This window comes from Thalassobaculum sp., from assembly GCF_040219615.1.
Taxonomy (GTDB): Bacteria; Pseudomonadota; Alphaproteobacteria; order Thalassobaculales; family Thalassobaculaceae; genus Thalassobaculum_A.
The window spans coordinates 61,006-79,911 of the sequence record NZ_JAVJSE010000038.1 but is presented as its reverse complement, the minus strand read 5'-3'; the positions used below and the strand labels follow the sequence as shown (position 1 = coordinate 79,911).

Here is an 18,906-nt window from a genome sequence, read left to right as displayed (position 1 = left end):
GGCCCTGCGGTCTACAGGTTGCGGGCGTACAGCGCGAGCAGGCGCTGCCAGTGCCGCTCGGCCGCGGGCTTGTCGTAGACCCGGCGCTGCGGGAAGCCGAAGCCGTGGTGGACGTCGGGATAGATCTCCAGCTCGCCGCGGGCGCCGGAGGCGTCGAACAGCCCCTGAAGCTCTGCGACCATCGCCAGCGGCGCCAAGTCGTCGTGCTCGGCGCAGGCGATGTACAGCTCGCCCTTCGCCCCGCCGAGGGTCAGGTGCGGGCTCTCCTCGGCGTCGCTGACCAGCCAGGTGCCGTAGAACGACGCGGCGGCGGCGACCCAGTCCGGAAAGCGCGCGGCGGCAGCCAGCGCATAGGGCCCGCTCATGCAGTAGCCGTGCACACCGACCTCGCCCGGCCACGCATCGTCGCGGGCGTCCAGGAAGGCAAGCATCGTAGCCACGTCGTTCATCACGGGCGGGATCGTCATCCTGGTGCGGATCGCCCGCATCCGGGCGTGCTCGGCGCTGCCGTGCTCCAGCACGTCTGGGGCGAAGGTCGAATCCCGGCCGGCCCGGTAGTACAGGTTCGGCAGCAGCACCAGGTAGCCGACCGTGGCCAGCCGCCGGGCCATGTCGCGCAGCTCCTCGCGGATGCCCGGCGCGTCCATCAGGAACAGCACCGCCGGGAACGGGCCGCCGCGGTCCGGCCGGACCACGAAGGTCTCCATCGCGCCGTCCGCGGTGATGATGTCCAGGGTATCTTCGAGCATCGCGGATGTCCTCGGGGCGGGGCTTTGCGGGGGCGGGGACAGGAACCTTCTTCGGCCCGCCGATGACCATTATGGTTACGGAGTCGGACGACCGGGCGCCAGGGTGTCGGCCGTCCCATAGCCGGAAGGATGCGATGTGGCCATGAAACCGACCGGCCGGCCCGGGCGCGGGATCGCCAAGCCCAGGTTGATCGACCGGATCGTCGACTACCCGTACCGCCGCCTGTTCGGCGTCACCGGCTGCACGGTCATCGTGCTGGCGATCCTGGCGATCACCGTGGCGCGCTATGCCTTCGGCATCGCGACCGTGACCCTCGACCCGCGGACATGCGAGCTGACCTGGAAGGACGCACCGTACAAGCTGTTCCACAAGGAGGGCATCCTGGAGAACACCCGGCGCGAGCTGGGCCGGCTGACCGCCGAGAAGCAGAAGGTGCTGTGGGACATCCAGGCCGGCCGCGATCCGTTCCCGTCGAAGGGTGACGGCAACGTGGCGAGGATCAAGCGGATCGACAACGACAAGTTCTTCTGGCGGGCCTACGCCCAGAACCTGGAGAAGGACCTCGCCGCCATGGGCGAATGCCTGCACCGGCTGCCGACCTACCGCTTCGACTGACCCGCCGGCCCCGCCGATCCCGTTTGCACGGCGCTCCCGCGTCCCCGTAAGATGCCGGCAACCCCGGTTCCACGGCCTTGCCGACCAACGGAGACTCCCATGACCATCGCGGCGAACGATCAGACCAAGCCGAACGACCTCGACCCGTTCTGGATGCCGTTCACCGCCAACCGCCAGTTCAAGAAGCAGCCGCGGATGTTCGTCGAGGCGGAGGGCGTGCACTACACCACCGCCGACGGCCGCAAGGTGCTGGACGGCACCTCGGGCCTGTGGTGCTGCAACGCCGGCCACCGCCGCCGCCCGATCATCGAGGCGGTGCAGAAGCAGGTCGAGAAGCTGGACTTCGCGCCGACCTTCCAGATGGGTCACCCGCTGTCCTTCGAGTTCGCGTCGCGCCTGACGCAGATGCTCGAAGGCTTCTCCCAGGTGTTCTTCACCAACTCCGGCTCGGAGGCGGTGGACACCGCGCTGAAGATCGCGCTCGCCTACCAGCGCGCCATCGGCCAGGGCACCCGCACCCGGCTGATCGGGCGCGAACGCGGCTATCACGGGGTCGGGTTCGGCGGCATCTCGGTCGGCGGCATCGTGTCGAACCGCAAGACCTTCGGGACCCTGCTGGCCGGCGTCGACCACCTGCCGCACACCCACGACCTGGCCAGGAACGCCTACACCCGGGGCGAGCCCGAGCATGGGCTGAACCTGGCCGACGAGCTGGAGCGGATCGTCGCCCTGCACGACGCCTCGACCATTGCCGCGGTGATCGTCGAGCCGGTGGCCGGGTCGACCGGCGTGCTGATCCCGCCGAAGGGCTACCTGAAGCGCCTGCGCGAGATCTGCGACAAGCATGGCATCCTGCTGATCTTCGACGAGGTGATCACCGGCTTCGGCCGCCTCGGCGCGCCGTTCGCCACCGACTATTTCGGGGTCAAGCCGGACCTGTTCACCACCGCCAAGGGCATCACCAACGCGGTGGTGCCGATGGGCGCGGTGTTCTGCCGCGACGGCATCTACGACGCCTTCATGAACGCGCCCGACAATTCGATCGAGCTGTTCCACGGCTACACCTACTCGGGCCACCCGCTGGCCTGTGCCGCCGGCCTCGCCACCATCGACCTGTACCGCGACGAGGGCCTGTTCGAGCGCGCCGCCGAGCTGGCGCCGTACTGGGAGGAGGGGCTGCACTCGCTGAAGGGCGGCAACCACGTCATCGACATCCGCAACATCGGCATGGTCGGGGCGATCGAACTGGAGGGCATCCCGGGCAAGCCGACGGCGCGCGCCTTCGACGCCTTCCTGCAGGCCTACGAGAAGGGCCTGCTGATCCGCACGACCGGCGACATCATCGCGCTGTCGCCGCCGCTGATCGTCGAGAAGAGCCATATCGACTTCATCGTCGAGACGGTCGGCGACGTGCTGAAGACGGTGCACTGACGGCCATTGGCCTGCGACGATCCGGCCATCTTGGGATTCCCTGCTGATTCGTATAGGCTTACGGCTCTGCGGGGCGCCTTCGGGAGGTTCGCGGGGATGATGGGGTGACGACGGGATGACGAAACGGAAGGCACCGCGCCGGGCGGCGTGGAGGGTGGCCGGGCCGGTGCTGGCGCTGGCCGGCCTGCTGATCGGCTGTGCCGAGGTCGGCCAGTCGGTCCAGAATGCGGTGAACGACGTGTCCGCCGCGTTCCAGCCGAAGCCCGAGGCGCCGCCGCCGCCGCCCACGCCGTCCTACTGCTACCGGACCATCGGCAAGGTGAACTGCTACAGCCAGCCTCTGCCGGGCAACGAGGCGAACCGGCTCGTCGGCTATCAGGGTCCGCCGCCCCGGTCCAGCAGCGGCACCGGCCCGCTGAGTCCGTGAGGGTGGCGACGCTCCCTTCTGTCCACCGTCGAGTCCGCCGGTGAGACGCTTCGCGATCGCGCTCCTGCTATCGGTGACGACGGCGATGACGGGCGTGGGCCTCACCGTCGGCGCGCGTGCGGACGAAGTGCCGGTGCCGCGCAGCTACGGCGACGCCATGCGCTGGTACCGCGACGCGTCGCGGGCCGGCGACCCCAAGGCGATGTTCTATCTCGGCCTGACGCTCGAGCAGGGCCTGCAGGACCGGGCCCGGCCGCAGGAGGCGATCGAGTGGTACCGGCGCTCGGCCGCCGCCGGGTTCGCGCTGGCGCAGTTCAAGCTGGGCGTCCTGTACCAGACCGGCAGCATCGTCGAGCAGGACGCGGCGAGGGCCCGCGACTGGTACGCCAAGGCGGCCGAGCAGGGCATGGCGTCGGCGCAGTACAACCTCGCGGTTCTGCTGGAGACCGGGCAGGGCGGCGCGGTCGACACCGCGCGGGCCGCGTCGCTGTACCGCGAGGCGGCGGCGGCGGGCGTGTCCGAGGCCTATCTCAACCTGGGTGGCCTGTACGCCCGGGGCGACGGGGTGACGGCGGATGCCGTCGAGTCGCTGAAATGGCTGATTCTGGCCGTCGATGCCGGCGTCGAGCCGGCCGAGGAACTGCGCGGGTCGGTCGCGGCGGTGCTGAGCGTCGAGGAGCGCGCGCGCGCCGCGGCGGCAGCCGATGCCTGGAAGGCGGCTCACCCGCGCTGACGAAAGCTTGCCCGGGCCGGCGGTGTTCCTTAGGAAGACCGGACCCTGCGCATGGAGATGGGGATGCGGCCGCCGCTCTGTGTCGACCTCGACGGTACGCTCGTCAGGACCGACCTGCTGTACGAGACGCTGCTGGCGGCGCTGCGCCGGCGGCCTTGGCTGGTGTTTGCCCTGCCGTTCTGGCTGCTGGCGGGTAAGGCGCATCTGAAGGCCCGGCTGGTCGAGGCGGCCGGCGACGGCATCGACTTCGCCGGCCTGCCGATGACCGAGGATCTGATCGGCTATCTGCGGGTGGAGAAGGAGGCCGGGCGGCGGATCGAACTGGTCTCGGCCTCCGACCAGCGCGTCGTCGAGCGGGTGGCCGAGCAGGTCGGCCTGTTCGACGCGGTGGTCGGCAGCGACGGCAGCACCAATCTGAAGGGCGAGGCCAAGGCCGCGGTGCTGGCCGCGCGCCATCCGGGCGGCTTCGTCTATGCCGGCGACGCCAAGGCCGATATGGCGGTCTGGCGCCGGGCGGCCGGTGCGATCCCGGTCAACGGCGCGGTCGCGTGGCGAGACGAGGTGGCGGCCCTGGCGCCGGTCGAGGCGACCTTCGGGGCGCCTTCACGGCTGCTGCCGGCGCTGTTCAGGGGGATGCGGCCGCACCAGTGGGCCAAGAACGGGCTGATCCTGCTGCCGTTGCTGCTGACCCGGGCCTACGCGCTGCCGGAGGTGCTGCAGGCCGCGCTCGCGGCCATTACACTGTTCTCGATCGCGGCCAGCGGGACCTATCTGCTTAACGACCTGCTGGACCTGTCGGCGGACCGCTCGCATCCCAGCAAGCGCGACCGGCCGCTGGCGTCGGGGGCGCTGCCGATCCCGGTGGCCATGGTGCTGTCGCCACTGATGATCGGCGGCGGGCTGCTCGGGACCCTGGCGCTCGACACCGGCGTGTTCCTGGCCCTGCTGGCCTATCTCGCCCTGACCCTGGCCTACTCGTTCGGCCTCAAGACCCAGCCGGTAGTCGACGTGCTGACCCTGGGGGCGCTGTTCACGTTGCGGCTACTGGCCGGCCACCTGCTGGTCGACGCCGGGGTGCCGGCCTGGCTGCTGGTGTTCTGCATGTCGTTCTTCACCAGCCTGGCCCTGGTCAAGCGCCTGACCGAAGTGCGCGGACTGGAGGAGCGCGGGCTGGTCTCGACACCAGGGCGCGGCTATCACGCCGGCGACGGGCCGTTCGTGCTGGCGCTCGGCCTGACCACCGGGATCTCCTCGGTGTTCATCTTCATCATCTATCTGGTGGCCGACCCGCTGCATGCCGAGCGGCTGGCCGATCCGGAATGGCTGTGGGTGGTGCCCGCGGTGCTCGGCTGGTGGGTGCCGCGGGTGTGGCTGCTGGCGACCCGCGGCGAGATGCACGACGACCCGGTGGTGTTCGCGCTCAAGGACCGGGCCAGCTTGGTGCTCGGGACGCTCGCCGTGCTCGCCGTGCTGGTGGCGGGATGACCGGCCGGAACGCCGGGCCCGCCGTGCGCGAGGACGACGGCGTGCTGGCCTGGGGCCGGGTCCATCGCGGCCGCCACCGGGTCGCGGCACCGGCCTGGCCCGGCGACCTGGCGGCCGCGGCCCGGGCCTCGGCCGGCGACACCAGCACCCTGGCGCGCGGTTTCGGCCGGTCCTACGGCGACAGCGGCCTGAACCTGGGCGCCGGCCTGCTGGACATGACCGGCCTCGATCGGGCGATCGCGTTCGACCGCGCGACCGGCGTGCTGCGGGCCGATGCCGGCCTGTCGCTGGATGCCGTGTTGCGGCTCGCCGTGCCGGCCGGCTGGTTCCTGCCGGTCACGCCGGGCACCAAGTTCGTCAGCCTCGGCGGTGCCGTCGCCAACGACGTGCACGGCAAGAACCACCATGCTGCCGGCTGCATCGGCCGGCATGTCCGGCGCATGGGGCTGTGGCGCTCCGACCGCGGGCTGGTGGAGTGCGGGCCGGACAGCGAGTCCGAACTGTTCGCCGCGACGATTGGCGGTCTCGGCCTGACCGGGGTGATGGCCTGGGTGGAACTCGCGCTGATCCCGGTCGCGTCCTCGGCGATGGCGGTCGAGAACGAGCGCTTCGAGGGCCTCGACGACTTCTTCAGGCTGTCCGACGAGGGCAGCGACTGGCCGTACACGGTGGCCTGGGTCGACACCCTGGCGTCCGGCGCCCGGCTCGGCCGGGGCGTGTTCTCGCGCGGGCGGCATGCGGCTGCCGGGCCACTGATGCCGCACCGGCCCGGCGGGCCGGCGGTACCCGTCACCGCCCCGGGCTTCCTGCTGAACCGCTGGACCGTCGGCGCCTTCAACCGGCTTTACTACGCGAGGCCGGGCTCGGCGTTCCGCGGCGAACAGCCCTACGATCCATTCTTCTATCCCCTGGACCGGCTGCGCGGCTGGAACCGGCTGTACGGTCCCCGCGGCTTCTACCAGTGGCAGGGCGTGGTGCCGCCGGCGGCGGCGCGCGAGGCGACGCGGACCCTGCTGGAGCGCGTGGCGCGCAGCGGCGAGGCCTCGTTCCTGGCGGTCCTGAAGAACTTCGGGGGCCTGGAGTCGCCGGGCCTGCTGTCGTTTCCGGCGGCCGGTACCACGTTGGCGCTCGACTTCCCGAACCGCGGCGCGCGCACGCTGGCGCTGCTCGGGGACCTCGACCGGGTTGTGGCGGAGGCCGGCGGACGGCTATACCCCGCCAAGGACGGCCGGCTGCCGGCGGCGGAGTTCCGGCGCGGCTATCCGGCCTGGCGGGATCTCGAAAAGCTGCGCGACCCGATGCTGATGTCCAGCTTCTGGCGGCGGGTTACGCAGGGGGAGTAGCGGGCGGCGATGGGCGACACCAAGCGGATCCTGGTTCTAGGAGCGTCCTCGGCGATCGCCGAGCGCTGGGCGCGCCTGCGGGCGGCGCAGGGCGACCGACTGCTGCTGGTCGGGCGCGATCCGGCGAAGCTCGAGGTCATCGCCGCCGACCTGAAGGCCAGAGGGGCCGGCGACGTCCTGACGGCCGAGAGCGACCTGGCCGACACCGAGGGCGCGGCCGAACGCTTCGCCGCCCATGTCGAGCGGCTCGGCGGCCTGGACGTCGTGCTGGTCGCCTACGGCGTGCTCGGCGACCAGGGTACCGCACAGCAGGACGTGGGGCGTCTCGAGCACGGCCTGCGGGCCAACTTCCTCAGCGCGGCGGTGTGGTGCGAGCTGGCGGCCGACGTTTTCGAGAAGGCGGGCGGCGGCGCCCTGGTCGCGATCTCGTCGGTGGCCGGCGACCGCGGACGCGGCAGCAACTACGCCTACGGCGCCGCCAAGGCGGGGCTTTCGGTCTTCCTGGAAGGGCTGGCGCACCGCTTCGCCGGCACGCCGGTGACGGTGGTGTCGGTCAAGCCGGGCTTCGTGGACACGCCGATGACCGCCCATGTCCCGAAGGGCGGCCCGCTTTGGGCGACGCCGGACCGGGTCGCCGCCGACATCGAGAAGGCGATCGCCAGGCGCCGGCCGGTGATCTACACCCCGTGGTTCTGGTGGCTGATCATGCTGATCATCCGCAACCTGCCGCGACCGATCTTCAACCGGCTGAAGATCTGAGGGCCGGGCCTTGACCAAGATCGTCGTTACCGGTGCCGCCGGCCTGGTCGGGCAGAACCTGATCGCCCGGCTGAAAGCCGATCCGGCGCTGCGGATCGTCGGCATCGACAAGCACCCCTCCAACACCCAGGCCCTGGCCCGGCTGCATCCGGAGATCGAGGTGATCGCCGCCGACCTGTCGGTCGCCGGCCCGTGGGTCGAGGCGTTCCAGGACGCCGACGCGGTGGTCCAGCTGCACGCCCAGATCGGCGGCCTCGACTGGCGCGAGTTCGAGACCAACAACATCACCGCGACCGGGAAGGTGCTGGCCGCCATGAAGGCGGCGCAGGTGCCGTATCTGGTCGATATCAGTTCGTCGGTGGTCAACTCGCTGGCGGTCGACTTCTATACCGAGTCGAAGAAGGCCCAGGAGAAACTGGTCGCGGAATCCGGAATCCCGCACGCCACCCTGCGCCCGACCCTGATGTTCGGCTGGTTCGACCGCAAGCATCTCGGCTGGCTCGCGCGGTTCATGCAGAAGGTCCCGGTGTTCCCGATCCCGGGCTCCGGCCGCTACATGCGGCAGCCGCTGTTCGTGCTCGACTTCTGCGACATCATCCAGGCCTGCCTGCGCGACCGCCGCGAGGGCGCCTGGAACATCTCCGGGCAGGAGAAGATCGACTACATCGACCTGATGCGGGCGGTGAAGCGGGCGACCGGCGCCCGCACGCCGATCGTGCGGATCCCCTACGCCCTGTTCAAGCTGCTGCTGCAGGCCTATGCCCTGGTCGACCGCAACCCGCCGTTCACCGTCAAGCAGCTCGAGGCCCTGGTGACCCCGGACAGCTTCGAGATCATCGACTGGCCCGGCATCTTCGGGGTCCGCTCGACGCCGCTGGACGAGGCGCTGCGCGCGACCTTCAACGACCCGACCTATTCGGGCGTCGTGCTCGAGTTCTGAGGAGACCGCGTTGGCGACCGTCGGCATCGTCGGCGCCGGGGCCATGGGCCTCGCCGCCGCCTATCACGCCCTGAAGGCCGGGCACCGGGTCACCGTCTACGAGGCCGATACGGTGCCGGGCGGCATGGCGGCGCATACCGACCTCGACGGCCTGTCGATCGAGCGCTTCTACCACTTCGTCTGCAAGGCCGACGCCGCCACCTTCGCGCTGATGCGGGAACTCGGCATCGGCGAGCGGATGCGCTGGCGCGACACCTCGATGGGCTATTTCGTCGACGGAAAGATGTACCGCTGGGGCGACCCGCTGGCGCTGCTGACCTTTCCGAAGCTGTCGCCGATGGCGAAGCTGCGCTACGGGCTGCAGATGTTCCTGTCGACCAAGCGGTCGGACTGGCGGCCGCTGGAGAACCTGGCGGCGAAGGACTGGATCGAGCGCGGCGCCGGGCGCGAGGCATACGACGTGCTGTGGCGCCGGCTGTTCGACCTGAAGTTCTTCGAATACGCCGACACGGTGTCCGCCGCATGGATCTGGACCCGCATCAAGCGCATCGGCACCTCGCGCAGGTCGCTGATGCAGGAGCAGCTCGGCTACATCGACGGCGGCTCCGAGACCCTGGTCCGCGCTCTGGTCGAAGCGATCGGGGCCCGCGGCGGCGAGATCCGGCTCGGTACCCCGGTGCAGGAAGTGGTGGTGGCGGACGGCCGGGTGGCCGGGATCCGGACCGCTGCCGGCGTCGATCCGGTGGACGCGGCGATCTCGACCATGCCGACGCCGTATGTGTCGAAGCTGGTGCCGGCGCTGCCGGACGACTGGAAGGCGCGCTACGACGGGATCGTCAACATCGGCGTGGTCTGCGTGCTGCTCCGGCTTTCGAAGTCGGTGTCGCCGCATTTCTGGGTCAACATCAACGATCCGGCGGTCGAGATCCCCGGCATCATCGAGTTCTCGCGGCTGCGGCCGGTCGAGGACACCGTGGTCTACGTGCCGTTCTACATGCCGCAGTCGCATCCCAAGTTCGGCCGCGACGACGCCGCCTTCGTCGCCGAGTCGATGGCGGCGATCCGCCGGCTCAATCCGGCGGTCGGGGAGAGCGACCTGAAGGCCAGCCTGGTCGGCCGGCTGCGGCACGCCCAGCCGGTCTGCGAGGCCGGCTTCGCTGCCAGGGTCCCGCCGATCCGGACCCCGATAGCCGGCCTGCAGGTCGCCGACACCGCATTCTACTACCCCGAGGACCGGGGAATCTCGGAGAGTGTCAGATACGGCGCGATGATGGCCGCCGGGGTGGGGGGCTGAGGGTGGCGAAGGCGATCGTCGTTGGCGAGTTCGGCCGGTTCCTGCTCACCGGCGGCGTGGCCGCCGGGGCCAACGTGGTGTCGCGCTGGCTGCTCAGCCACGCGATGGTCTATGAGATCGCCGTGGTCCTGGCCTATCTGGTCGGCATGGTGACCGCCTATCTGCTGTCCCGGGCCTTCGTGTTCGCCCGGTCCGGCCGGACGGTCGCCGACGAGGCGCTGCGCTTCGCCCTGGTGAACGCCGTCGCCCTGGTGCAGGTGTGGGCGGTCAGCGTCGGCCTGGCGCGGCTGGTGTTCCCGGCCGTCGGCTTCGGCTGGCACGCCGAGGACATCGCCCATCTGATCGGGGTCGCGATCCCGGCGGTCACCAGCTATTTCGGGCATCGCCACTTCTCGTTCTCGCACCGCCGCGAGGGCGGTACATGAAGGCTGCCGCGCTGTTCGCGCTGGCGCTCGGGGCGGTTTCGGCGGCCGCGGGCGTGGCGATGGCGGTCGCGGCCTTCGCGCCGATCCCGTTTGCCGACTCGATCGACTTCTTCCGCCAGATCATGAACGCCGGCGGGCTGGAGAATTTCAGCCTCCAGCAGCTCTACGCGCGCCACAACGAGCACCGGCTGGTGATCCCCAGGCTCTGGTTCCTGCTCGACGCCGTGGCGTTCGATGCGACCCAGGCCTTCCTGATCTTGGTCACGGTGCTGTCGTCGCTGGTCCATGCGGCGGTCCTCGCACTGCTGTTCCGATCGCTCGGCCACCGCGGCTGGCCGCTCTGGGCCTTTGCCGGCGCGGCCGTCGGGGCGGTGCTGTCGCCGGGACAATGGGAGAACCTGGTCTGGGGCTTCCAGGTCCAGTTCGTGCAGGTCTGGCTGTTCGCGACCCTGGCCTTCGTCGCGGTCGCCCATGCCAGGGGGAACGCCGCGTGGTGGCTGGTGCCGGCCGGGGTGCTCGCCGGTCTGGCCTCGACCTATTCGATGGCGAACGGGATGCTGGTCTGGCCGCTGCTGGTCGCGCTGGCACTGTGGAGCGGGCTGCGCGGCGGCCCGCTGATCCTGCTGGCGGCGGCGGCGGTCGCCGTGGTCGGGTTCGAGGCGGCCGGATTCCATGCCCATCCCGGCCATGGCGACCCGATGAAGACGATCGCCGAGCCCGGGAAGCTGCTGCTCTATGCGTTCCGATACCTGACGAACGGGATCGGGGCGATCGGGTCGCTCGGCCAGGAAGTCATCGGGGCGCTGCTGACGCTGACCGTGATCGGCATGGCGATCGACGCGATCGTCCGGCGGTCGCGCTACTCGCCAACCCATGCCGTCCTGCTGGCGATCGCCGGCTTCATCATCGGCGCGGCGCTGGCGACCGCCCTCGGCCGGGTCAACTTCGGCGTCGGCCAGGCCAATGCCACGCGCTACGCCACCCCGTCCTTCCTGTTCCTGCTGGTCACCGGGGCGCTGCTGCTCGAACGGCTGCTGCGGGTCCAGAACGTGCGGCTGAAGGCCGGCGTGACCGCCGTCGGTGTCGCGCTGCTGCTGGTTCCCGGACTGGTGGACGGCGTCAGGCACGTGCCGGTGGCCCTGGGCGAGCGCGACGGCCGGATCAACGCGATCGTCACCTACATCGCCGGCGGTTATCGGCCGGCGGATCTTCAGCCGCTGTATCCGTTCCTGCCCGTCCGGCCGTTCGAGGCGGTCCGGCTGCTGGAAGCGCATCGCTGGGGACCGTTCGCCGACCGCGCGCGGTTCATGCCGCCGGTGGCGTTGCTCACCACGGCTGGCGACCTGCCGACCGTCACCTGTCGCGGTCATGTCGACGGATCGCACAGCGATGCGGTCGACGGGGTCGTCGTGAACGGCTGGGCCGCGGCCGCAGCCTCGGCGGAACAGCCGGAGTGGATACTGGTGACCGATCGCTCCGGTCGGGTCGTCGCCTGGGGCGCCAGCCGGATACGCCGCAACGATGTCGGCGCGGCGCTCGGGATCGGCTGGCGAGGCCGCGGCTTCAAGGCGGTCGGACCGTCCGCTGCCGACGGCCCCCTGGCGGTGACTGCCGCGTTCGCCGACGGCCGACGGTGCGCGCTCGATCCCGCCGCGGTGCCGGCGCCCCCGGCCTTCCTGCCGGATCTGCCCGCCGCCGCGCGGCCGGCGACGGATGCCGGGTGGACCGTCCTGGAGGGGGCGGGCACCGATCGGACCGGGCCGGAGGCTCCGCCGGACGCCGCCCGACCGGCGATCGGCACGCTGGGCGAGGGCTCGCGTCTCGTCGCGACGATCGAGCTGGAGGCGCCGGCCGAACCGTCGGTGCTGGCGGTGCCGGTGCGTACCGGTCCGTATCCGATGGCGGTCGCGCTGGAGGTGCGCGACGCCGAGACCGGCGAGGAGATCGCGCGCCACGGCTTCGAGCGGCCGAGCGACGCGGCCTGGACCTGGCGGGTGTTCGACCGGACCGCAGCCGCCGAGCTGAGGGGCCGACGCATCAGGGTGCGGGCGATCGCCACCGGTCCGCGGGACTGGCAGGGCATCGCGGTCGGCCGGCCGTTCTGGCTTCCGGACACGGAGCGACGGTAGGATCCGCGCATGTCCGGTACACCCCGCTACACGCCCTACGACAAGGGCCGCTTCCAGCTCACGCTCGGGATCAAGACGATCGATCCGGCCGAGTGGATCGAGGTCGACGGCCACTACCCGGCGCAGATGGCCGAGAAGCGCCGCCTGCTGTCCGAGCGGCCGGACGAGGTGTTCGGCGCCCTGCCGGAGAGTCTGGCGGCGCAGGCCGAATGCCTGGAGACCCTGCTCGCGCATCTGGGGCGCCATCGTCGCGGCCTGGTCGAGGGCGACGACGCGACACTGGAGATCCCGGGCACCGGCGATCGCTTCGATCGGGCCGCGTTCGCCGACCGCCCGCTCGACCTCGCCGGCCGGCTGGTGCAGGAGGATCTCTGCCTGATGGCCCCGTCCGGCGACAGCTGGCGGCTGATTGCGGCGTCGCTGTGCTTCCCGTCGCGCTGGCGGCTGGCCGACAAGCTCGGGCGGCCGATGGCGGCGATTCACGCCCCGGTGCCGGGCTTCAACGAGCGCCTCGCGCGGCCGGTCGACCGGTTCTTCGACCGGGTCGAGCCCGGCCAGCTGTTCATGCGCCTCAACTGGTCGGTGATCGACGATCCGAGCCTGTTCCAGCCGACCGGGCACGGGCGCAGCGGGCACGACGAAACGATCACCGCCGACAATGCCGGCGACGTGGTCTGGCTTCGCATCGAGCGGCAGACCTTCGTGCGGCTGCCGGGAACCGGGGTGCTGGTGTTCGGGATCAAGACCGTGGTCGACCCGCTTTCGGCCCTGGCCGGGCGACCGGCACTGGCTGCGGCCCTGCGAGGCACCCTGACGGACATGCCGGACGACATGCGGCGCTACAAGAGCATGGCGCCGTTCGCCGACGCCCTGGCGGCATGGCTCGACCGGGCCGCCGGTTAGTGGTCGCCATATGTCCGATTTCGACCACTAACCGATCTTGAGGTGGTGGCCGCCGTCGACCGGCAGGCAGACCCCGTTGACGTATTTGGCCTCGTCGGAGGCCAGGAACAGCGCGGCGTTGGCGACGTCCCAGGCGTCGCCCATCTTGCCGGTCGGGGACTTGGCGTCGCGCTCGCGGATCATCTCGTCGACGTCGGCGTACTGGCCGGCGATCTGGGTGCGGATCAGCGGCGTGTCCATCAGTCCCGGCATTATCGCGTTGGCCCGGATGCCCTGGGCGGCATACTGCAGCGCCAGGCCGCAGGTGAACTGGTTCAGACCGCCCTTGGAGGCATAGTAGGAGGCGTAGGGGTAGCCGACCCAGCGGATTGCCGCGACCGACGACACGTTGACGATCGCGCCCTTGCCCTGCGCCAGCATCAGCGGCAGCACGTGCTTGCAGGTCAGGAACACGCTGGTCAGGTTGATGTCGAGGACCCGGCGCCACGCGGCCTCGTCGAGCTCGATCGGGCCGCCCATCACGGCGATCCCGACATTGTTCTGCAGCACGTCGATGCGGCCCCAGCGCCCGACCGTGTCGTCGACCACCGCCTTTACCGCCGCCGAGTCGGTCACGTCGCAGGTCCGCGCGACCGCCGTCCCGCCCTCGGACTCGATGATGCCGGCGGTCTCCTCGGCCGCCGCCGCGACCACGTCGACGCACACCACCTTCGCACCCTCGCGCGCGAACCGGACGGCGGTCGCCTTGCCGTTACCCCAGCCGGGACCGGACGACCCGGCCCCCATCACCAGGGCGATTCTGTCCTGCAGTCGGCCGGTCATCGGCGTCTCCTCGGTCTGGATCGTTGCTTTGCCCACGACAGTGCGCGACCGTCCGGAGGATGACAATCGCCACCCTGAACCGGCGGTGGCGTCCGCCGGTTCTGCTGGCGATCTGGGCCGCCGCCTTCATCCTGCTGTGGATCGACCTGCGCTGGCTGCACGACGCCGCCTCGGCGGCGCTGGGCGGATTCGTGCTGCTGTCGCTGCTGGATGCCCGCCGCGAGACCTGGATGGTCATGACGCTGATCGCCGGGCTGGGCGGGATCCTGGTGCTGTTCGGGGCGCATCCGGGCGAGATCCTGCACGGGCTCGACCGCAGCCTGATCTTCGCGGCGCTTCTGCCGACGCTCTCGCTGACCCGCGCTGTGGCGCGCGGCATGCCGTCGGTGCGGGCCGCCCAGTACCGGATCGCCGGCCTGCCGCAGCGCTGGGCCGGGATCGGCTTGCTGTTCGGGGCGCACGCCTTCGGATCGGTCCTGACCACCGGCGCCTTCGCGCTGATGAGCGCGGTGGTGCCGGACGACGCGCCCGAGGCGGACCGCCGGGCGGCGGCGCTGGCGACCCTGCGCGGCATGAACACGGTCGCCCTGTTCTCGCCGTTCCTGGTCGGCTTCGCGGTCGCCTACACCTACCTGCCCGACGTGCCGGTCTGGCAGGTGTTCGCGCTCGGCGGGGCGCTGGCCGCGGTCGGGCACGGGATCGGCCTGGCGATGTTCGCCCGCCCGCTGTCCTGGCAGGGCGTGCGCGCCGGGCTCGGCTGCCTGGCGCCGATCGCCGTGCCGATGGGCGGCGCCGCGGTGCTGGTGGTGGTCGCCAGCCAGCTGCTCCCGATCTCCACCCTGGGCGCGGTGCTGGTGGTGATGCCGGCGCTGGCGGCCCTTCACTTCGCCGGCCGTCCGCACCGCATCGCCCCGGTACTGTCCGAGACCCGCGACGCCATGGGCCGGCTCGGCGACGACCTGGCGATCGTGTCGGCGGCGATGATCCTCGGCACCCTGGCCGAGACGGCGCCGCCGGTCCGCGAGCTGGTGGCGCCGTGGATCGCCGCGCACCTGCCGCCCTGGGCGGCCTTCGGGGTCACCTCGGGCTCGATGATCCTGTTCGCCCTGGCCGGCATGCACCCGATGATCACCGGCACCGTCATGATGGCGGCGTTCGCCGGGTCGGGCCTCGCGATCGCCGACCTGCCGCTGATGCTGGCCATGCTGTTCGGCTGGGGCCTCGGCTCGATGAACTCGATCAGCTCGCTGTCGCTGATCACGGCGGCCCAGATGTTCCGGGTCCGGCCGCTCGGCCTGGCCTTCGGGCCGAACCTGCTGTTCACCCTGGTGTTCGGCCTGCTGGCCACCGCCGTGCTGACGCTGCTGAATGCCGAACTGATCGGCTGATGCCGGCGCTCACCCGCGCTGGCGCAGCTCGAAGAAGATCGAGACCGCGACCATGGCGTACAGCATGTGGCCGACCAGCGACATCCAGCTCAGCGGGATGAAGCCGAGCATGAAGGGCAGCCCGGCCAGCGACGCGAACAGCCCGAGCGCCATGAACCAGGTCGCCACGCCCCACAGCACGCCGTCCAGCGTCGGCCCCAGGCTGCGGGTCAGCCGGGCGAGTACCCAGTAGGCGAGGGGGTAGCCGGCGATCCCGGTGACGTAGTGCAGGGCCTCGGCCGCCGGCCGGCCGGGATCGAAGCCGAACAGGTTCTGGAACAGGCTGATGATCAGGCTGGCCGGCTCCAGCGGGCCGCCGATCACCTCGGGCGTCAGCAGCCGGGCGAACAGCTCCCAGGCCAGCAGGCCGCCGGCACCGCCGAGGCACAGGTCGCGAACGGTGCGGGCGTCGGGGATCAGGCGGGCGACGATCGGGGGGAGCCCCCCGCCGGCGGCCGCCCCGTGGTTGATGGACGACATCGACATCTCCTTCGGCTCAACGGCGGCCCTCGGCGCGCCGGATTGCCGGGTCAATGCCGCGACGGCCGCCGCGGGCAACATGCCGAAGCCTCACGGTTGCGTGAGGCCGGGGCGGATGCGTCAGTCGGCGGCGTCGCTGGCGGCCGCGCCGCCGTTCATGTAATCGAGCCAATAGGGCCGCGGGCCATAGACCTCGACCAGATAGTCGACGAAGGCCCGGACCTTCGGCGACAGGTGCCGGTTCGAGGGATAGACGGCGTAGATCGGCACGTCCTCGCGGACATACTCGTCGAGCACCGAGATCAGCCGGCCGGACTTGATGTGCTCGCCGACCACATGGGCGGCCAGCATGGCGAGGCCGGCCCCGGACAGCGCCAACGCCAGGATCGAGTCGCCGTGGTTGGTCGAGATGGTGCCGCGCGCCCGGATGATCGTCTCCTGGCCGTCGACCACGAAATGCCAGTCATTGATCGGGCTGCCCGGCTGCAGAGTGATCAGCGCGTGGTCGTTGACCTCGTCCGGGCGCACCGGCGTCCCCCACTTCGCCAGGTAGTCGGGGGCGGCCACCAGCTTGCGGTGGTTCGGCGCCAGCTTGCGCGCGATCAGCGAGGAGTCCTTGAGCTGGGCTATGCGGATCGCCAGGTCGACGCCTTCCTCGACCAGGTCGACCAGCCGGTCGGCCACCAGCATCTGCACCTGGACCTCGGGATTGCGGTCCATGAAGCCGGGCAGGTGCGGGGCCACGTGCCGGTGCGCGAAGGTCGAGGGCGCGGTGATCTTCAGCAGGCCGCGCGGCGAGCTGTGGGCGGTCGAGACCGCGGCCTCGGCCTCGTCGACGTCGGCCAGGATGCGCTTGCATCGCTCATAATAGGCGGCGCCGACCTCGGTCAGGCTGACCCGGCGGGTGGTGCGGTTCAGGAGCCGCACGCCCAGGCGATCCTCGAGCGCGGAAAGCTGCTTGGAGACCACGGACGGCGAGAGGTTCATGTGGCGCGCCGCTCCGGCGAGGCTGCTGTTCTCGACCACCGCCACGAAGATTGTCATTCCGGTCAACACGTCCACAGGCGACTCTCCCCCCAGTTTTTTTATAATTCATTCTTTGAAGGCATGAATGAGATCGTATCGTACCTCATTATCCGTCGCCATTAAAGGGTCTACCTTCCTAAGCACACCAGACGGGACCGTTCGGCCGAACCCCCGCCTTCCTGTCAGAGGAGGCAGACATGACCCGTACGACCTCACTTTCGACCGCCGAGATCAACCGCCTCGCCGCCCACGGCCGCGCGCTCCAGGGTCGCGCCGTGCGCAGCAGCTTCGCCGGCATGGGCCGGTGGTTCCTGCGGATCGCCAATGCCGCCTTCGGCCGCCGCGCCACCGTCCATCTTGGCTGCAGCGACTGCGGCGCGCACGCCTGATCGGTCCCCCAGCCGACGCGTCGATCGCATGGCCGGAACGCCCCATCGTCGTTCCGGCCCGCCATCGGCCCGCGACACCGTCCCTCCCGTCGCGGGTTCGTGCGATCCACACGTCGGTCCTCAACGGCACTGCTTCGGCAGTGCCGTTTTTTTGGGGCCCCGTCGCGCACGGCCGCCGGGGATCACTCGATCGATCTCCGACCCAGCCGGACCCGGGCTGTGACAGATCTGTAAGGAATCGGTGAAGCCCTTCTAATGCCAGCGATTTTCGCCGACCCTCGGGTTCGGGAGACGGCGGTCCGAATCCGGTTCGATCGCCGTCGGTTCATCTGCCGCTGGAGGTCGACCATGACATGCAGGTTCGCGATCGTCACTTCAGTGCTCCTGGCCGGGACGCTGTCGCTGGGCGCGACGGCCGGGTCCGCCACGGAGCGGAGCCAGGTGGTGCCGTTGCCGGTCGCCCGGCCGGCAGCGATGAAGCCGACTGCCGCCTCCTCCCCGGTTCCGGCCCCGGCGCCGCGGCGGCTGGCGGAGCGCGCGACGTCCCCATCGCCTGCCGGATCGGTCCCGTTGCCGGACGGCACCGGCCTGAAGTCGGGGTCCTCGGAGGCGCTGGCCGTTCAGCTCGAGGGCGCCAAGGTGCTGTCCGCCGAGGGCAACGTGGTCGGCGAGGTCGAGCGGCTGGTCGAGGAGCCGGCTGGAACCCGCAAGGCCGTCCTGGGTATCGGCGGCTTCCTCGGCATCGGCGAGCGGCTGGTCCTGGTGCCGGCGGAGTCGCTGGCGCCCAGCGGAAACGGCATGGTGCGCTCCGACCTGAGCGAGGCGCAGATCGGGGCGCTGCCGGCCTACGAGGACTGACGCGGCCCGCACCGACTTGGCCCGCACCGACTTGGCCCGCGCCGGCGCGGCCCGGCGGCCGGCTACCGTCGCGCGCCCTCGGTCATCGCCAGAACGTAGCGGCATGGGACGTCGCCGTCGTTGCGGTAGCCGTGCCGGCACCGGCCGTCATGGTGGATCGCGTCGCCGGCCGCCAGGCGGTGCTCGGCGCCGTCCAGGGACAGCGTCAGCTCGCCCTCCAGGACCAGCAGGTATTCGTGGCTGCCAGCCGGATGCGGGCCGTACTCGCCGGCGTCGACCCCAGGGGGCAGGGTGGTCACCATCATCTCCAGCTCGATGCCCGGCACTACGGGCGAGACGATCCGGCGGGTCCAGCCGCCCTCGCCGGGGATCACCGTCTGCCGGTCGCGCCGCAGCACCGTGACCCGGACCGGCGATTCCGCCTCGACCAGCCGGGCGATGGTGGTATCGAGGGCGCCGGCGATGCGGTGCAGCACCAGGACGGTCGCGGCCTTCTCGCCGCGCTCGACCGCCGACAGCATGCTGACGCTGAGCTCGGCGCGCGCCGCCAGGGCCGCCAGAGTGTCGCCGCGGGCCTTGCGCAGGCCGCGCACCCGGTCGCCGATCGCCCTCAGGTCGAGGTCCGCATCGACAGCCGGATGTTGATCCTCTATAGAGGAATTCATCATTT

The 18,906-nt window shown here is 70.9% G+C and carries 20 protein-coding genes; 15 read left to right on the top strand and 5 right to left on the bottom strand.

Features of this window, described 5'->3' with window-relative positions:
• Nucleotides 1-11: 11 nt before the first annotated feature.
• The gene (locus RIC31_RS19210) at nt 12-749 is read right to left on the bottom strand and encodes a dienelactone hydrolase family protein (protein ID WP_350111549.1); all 738 of its coding nucleotides are present in this window, start codon (nt 747-749) and stop codon (nt 12-14) included.
• A gap of 142 nt (nt 750-891) precedes the next feature.
• On the opposite strand from RIC31_RS19210, the gene RIC31_RS19205 reads away from it, so the two are divergent.
• The 12 genes from RIC31_RS19205 (at nt 892) to RIC31_RS19150 (ending at nt 13,234) form a co-directional block, all read left to right on the top strand.
• Nucleotides 892-1,365 (top strand): hypothetical protein, encoded by a 474-nt coding sequence (locus RIC31_RS19205; protein WP_350111547.1) that lies wholly within the window; start codon nt 892-894, stop codon nt 1,363-1,365.
• Nucleotides 1,366-1,464: 99 nt separating this feature from the next.
• On the top strand, nt 1,465-2,796 hold the full coding sequence (gene aptA / locus RIC31_RS19200; protein ID WP_350111545.1) for an omega-aminotransferase AptA: 1,332 nt from the start codon (nt 1,465-1,467) through the stop codon (nt 2,794-2,796).
• A gap of 115 nt (nt 2,797-2,911) precedes the next feature.
• On the top strand, nt 2,912-3,223 hold the full coding sequence (locus RIC31_RS19195; RefSeq protein WP_350111542.1) for a hypothetical protein: 312 nt from the start codon (nt 2,912-2,914) through the stop codon (nt 3,221-3,223).
• Nucleotides 3,224-3,263: 40 nt separating this feature from the next.
• Entirely contained in the window at nt 3,264-3,956 is a 693-nt protein-coding gene (locus RIC31_RS19190) for a tetratricopeptide repeat protein (protein WP_350111540.1), read from the top strand.
• A 63-nt stretch (nt 3,957-4,019) separates the two neighbouring features.
• Complete coding sequence (locus RIC31_RS19185; RefSeq protein ID WP_350111538.1) at nt 4,020-5,441, top strand: UbiA family prenyltransferase; 1,422 nt, start codon at nt 4,020-4,022, stop codon at nt 5,439-5,441.
• Entirely contained in the window at nt 5,438-6,784 is a 1,347-nt protein-coding gene (locus RIC31_RS19180; protein WP_350111536.1) for an FAD-binding protein, read from the top strand. The genes RIC31_RS19185 and RIC31_RS19180 overlap by 4 nt, the downstream gene beginning before the upstream one ends.
• Nucleotides 6,785-6,793: 9 nt before the next feature.
• Nucleotides 6,794-7,543, top strand: coding sequence for an SDR family oxidoreductase (locus RIC31_RS19175; protein ID WP_350111534.1), 750 nt, complete (start codon nt 6,794-6,796; stop codon nt 7,541-7,543).
• A gap of 10 nt (nt 7,544-7,553) precedes the next feature.
• A complete protein-coding gene (locus RIC31_RS19170) occupies nt 7,554-8,483 on the top strand; it encodes an NAD-dependent epimerase/dehydratase family protein (RefSeq protein WP_350111532.1) in 930 nt (309 codons plus the stop codon).
• A 10-nt stretch (nt 8,484-8,493) separates the two neighbouring features.
• Nucleotides 8,494-9,777 (top strand): NAD(P)/FAD-dependent oxidoreductase, encoded by a 1,284-nt coding sequence (locus RIC31_RS19165; protein ID WP_350111530.1) that lies wholly within the window; start codon nt 8,494-8,496, stop codon nt 9,775-9,777.
• Between the two features lie 2 nt (nt 9,778-9,779).
• Nucleotides 9,780-10,202 (top strand): GtrA family protein, encoded by a 423-nt coding sequence (locus tag RIC31_RS19160; RefSeq protein ID WP_350111528.1) that lies wholly within the window; start codon nt 9,780-9,782, stop codon nt 10,200-10,202.
• The gene (locus RIC31_RS19155) at nt 10,199-12,331 is read left to right on the top strand and encodes a hypothetical protein (RefSeq protein ID WP_350111526.1); all 2,133 of its coding nucleotides are present in this window, start codon (nt 10,199-10,201) and stop codon (nt 12,329-12,331) included. The genes RIC31_RS19160 and RIC31_RS19155 overlap by 4 nt, the downstream gene beginning before the upstream one ends.
• 9 nt (nt 12,332-12,340) lie before the next feature.
• Nucleotides 12,341-13,234 carry a heme-dependent oxidative N-demethylase family protein gene (locus tag RIC31_RS19150; RefSeq protein WP_350111524.1) on the top strand — a complete coding sequence of 298 codons (894 nt, stop codon included), beginning with the start codon at nt 12,341-12,343 and terminating at the stop codon, nt 13,232-13,234.
• 27 nt (nt 13,235-13,261) lie between these two features.
• On the opposite strand, the gene RIC31_RS19145 is transcribed toward RIC31_RS19150, so the two are convergent.
• Nucleotides 13,262-14,056, bottom strand: coding sequence for an SDR family NAD(P)-dependent oxidoreductase (locus RIC31_RS19145; RefSeq protein ID WP_350111522.1), 795 nt, complete (start codon nt 14,054-14,056; stop codon nt 13,262-13,264).
• Nucleotides 14,057-14,115: 59 nt separating this feature from the next.
• On the opposite strand from RIC31_RS19145, the gene RIC31_RS19140 reads away from it, so the two are divergent.
• Complete coding sequence (locus RIC31_RS19140; protein WP_350111520.1) at nt 14,116-15,444, top strand: hypothetical protein; 1,329 nt, start codon at nt 14,116-14,118, stop codon at nt 15,442-15,444.
• Between the two features lie 9 nt (nt 15,445-15,453).
• Here RIC31_RS19140 and RIC31_RS19135 read toward each other — a convergent pair whose 3' ends face one another.
• Both RIC31_RS19135 and RIC31_RS19130 read right to left on the bottom strand, forming a co-directional pair.
• Nucleotides 15,454-15,963, bottom strand: a complete 510-nt coding sequence (locus RIC31_RS19135; RefSeq protein ID WP_350111518.1) for a hypothetical protein — start codon at nt 15,961-15,963, stop codon at nt 15,454-15,456.
• A gap of 120 nt (nt 15,964-16,083) precedes the next feature.
• Complete coding sequence (locus RIC31_RS19130; protein ID WP_350111516.1) at nt 16,084-17,025, bottom strand: LysR family transcriptional regulator; 942 nt, start codon at nt 17,023-17,025, stop codon at nt 16,084-16,086.
• Between the two features lie 161 nt (nt 17,026-17,186).
• Between RIC31_RS19130 and RIC31_RS19125 the strand changes: the two genes are divergently transcribed.
• Nucleotides 17,187-17,378, top strand: a complete 192-nt coding sequence (locus tag RIC31_RS19125; RefSeq protein WP_350111514.1) for a hypothetical protein — start codon at nt 17,187-17,189, stop codon at nt 17,376-17,378.
• Between the two features lie 348 nt (nt 17,379-17,726).
• Nucleotides 17,727-18,236 carry a PRC-barrel domain-containing protein gene (locus tag RIC31_RS19120; RefSeq protein ID WP_350111512.1) on the top strand — a complete coding sequence of 170 codons (510 nt, stop codon included), beginning with the start codon at nt 17,727-17,729 and terminating at the stop codon, nt 18,234-18,236.
• A 62-nt stretch (nt 18,237-18,298) separates the two neighbouring features.
• On the opposite strand, the gene RIC31_RS19115 is transcribed toward RIC31_RS19120, so the two are convergent.
• A complete protein-coding gene (locus RIC31_RS19115) occupies nt 18,299-18,901 on the bottom strand; it encodes a helix-turn-helix domain-containing protein (protein WP_350111510.1) in 603 nt (200 codons plus the stop codon).
• Between the last annotated feature and the right edge of the window lie 5 nt (nt 18,902-18,906).

What these genes read in the sequence shown, in the direction of transcription:
- RIC31_RS19175 (WP_350111534.1), top strand. Translation starts at nt 6,794, where the DNA reads ATGGGCGACACCAAGCGGATCCTGGTTCTAGGAGCGTCCTCGGCGATC.
- aptA (WP_350111545.1), top strand. Translation starts at nt 1,465, where the DNA reads ATGACCATCGCGGCGAACGATCAGACCAAGCCGAACGACCTCGACCCG.
- RIC31_RS19125 (WP_350111514.1), top strand. Translation starts at nt 17,187, where the DNA reads ATGACCCGTACGACCTCACTTTCGACCGCCGAGATCAACCGCCTCGCC.
- RIC31_RS19205 (WP_350111547.1), top strand. Translation starts at nt 892, where the DNA reads ATGAAACCGACCGGCCGGCCCGGGCGCGGGATCGCCAAGCCCAGGTTG.
- RIC31_RS19180 (WP_350111536.1), top strand. Translation starts at nt 5,438, where the DNA reads ATGACCGGCCGGAACGCCGGGCCCGCCGTGCGCGAGGACGACGGCGTG.
- RIC31_RS19210 (WP_350111549.1), bottom strand. Translation starts at nt 749, where the DNA reads ATGCTCGAAGATACCCTGGACATCATCACCGCGGACGGCGCGATGGAG.
- RIC31_RS19115 (WP_350111510.1), bottom strand. Translation starts at nt 18,901, where the DNA reads ATGAATTCCTCTATAGAGGATCAACATCCGGCTGTCGATGCGGACCTC.
- RIC31_RS19150 (WP_350111524.1), top strand. Translation starts at nt 12,341, where the DNA reads ATGTCCGGTACACCCCGCTACACGCCCTACGACAAGGGCCGCTTCCAG.
- RIC31_RS19185 (WP_350111538.1), top strand. Translation starts at nt 4,020, where the DNA reads ATGCGGCCGCCGCTCTGTGTCGACCTCGACGGTACGCTCGTCAGGACC.
- RIC31_RS19195 (WP_350111542.1), top strand. Translation starts at nt 2,912, where the DNA reads ATGACGAAACGGAAGGCACCGCGCCGGGCGGCGTGGAGGGTGGCCGGG.
- RIC31_RS19135 (WP_350111518.1), bottom strand. Translation starts at nt 15,963, where the DNA reads ATGTCGTCCATCAACCACGGGGCGGCCGCCGGCGGGGGGCTCCCCCCG.
- RIC31_RS19140 (WP_350111520.1), top strand. Translation starts at nt 14,116, where the DNA reads ATGACAATCGCCACCCTGAACCGGCGGTGGCGTCCGCCGGTTCTGCTG.
- RIC31_RS19155 (WP_350111526.1), top strand. Translation starts at nt 10,199, where the DNA reads ATGAAGGCTGCCGCGCTGTTCGCGCTGGCGCTCGGGGCGGTTTCGGCG.
- RIC31_RS19120 (WP_350111512.1), top strand. Translation starts at nt 17,727, where the DNA reads ATGACATGCAGGTTCGCGATCGTCACTTCAGTGCTCCTGGCCGGGACG.
- RIC31_RS19145 (WP_350111522.1), bottom strand. Translation starts at nt 14,056, where the DNA reads ATGACCGGCCGACTGCAGGACAGAATCGCCCTGGTGATGGGGGCCGGG.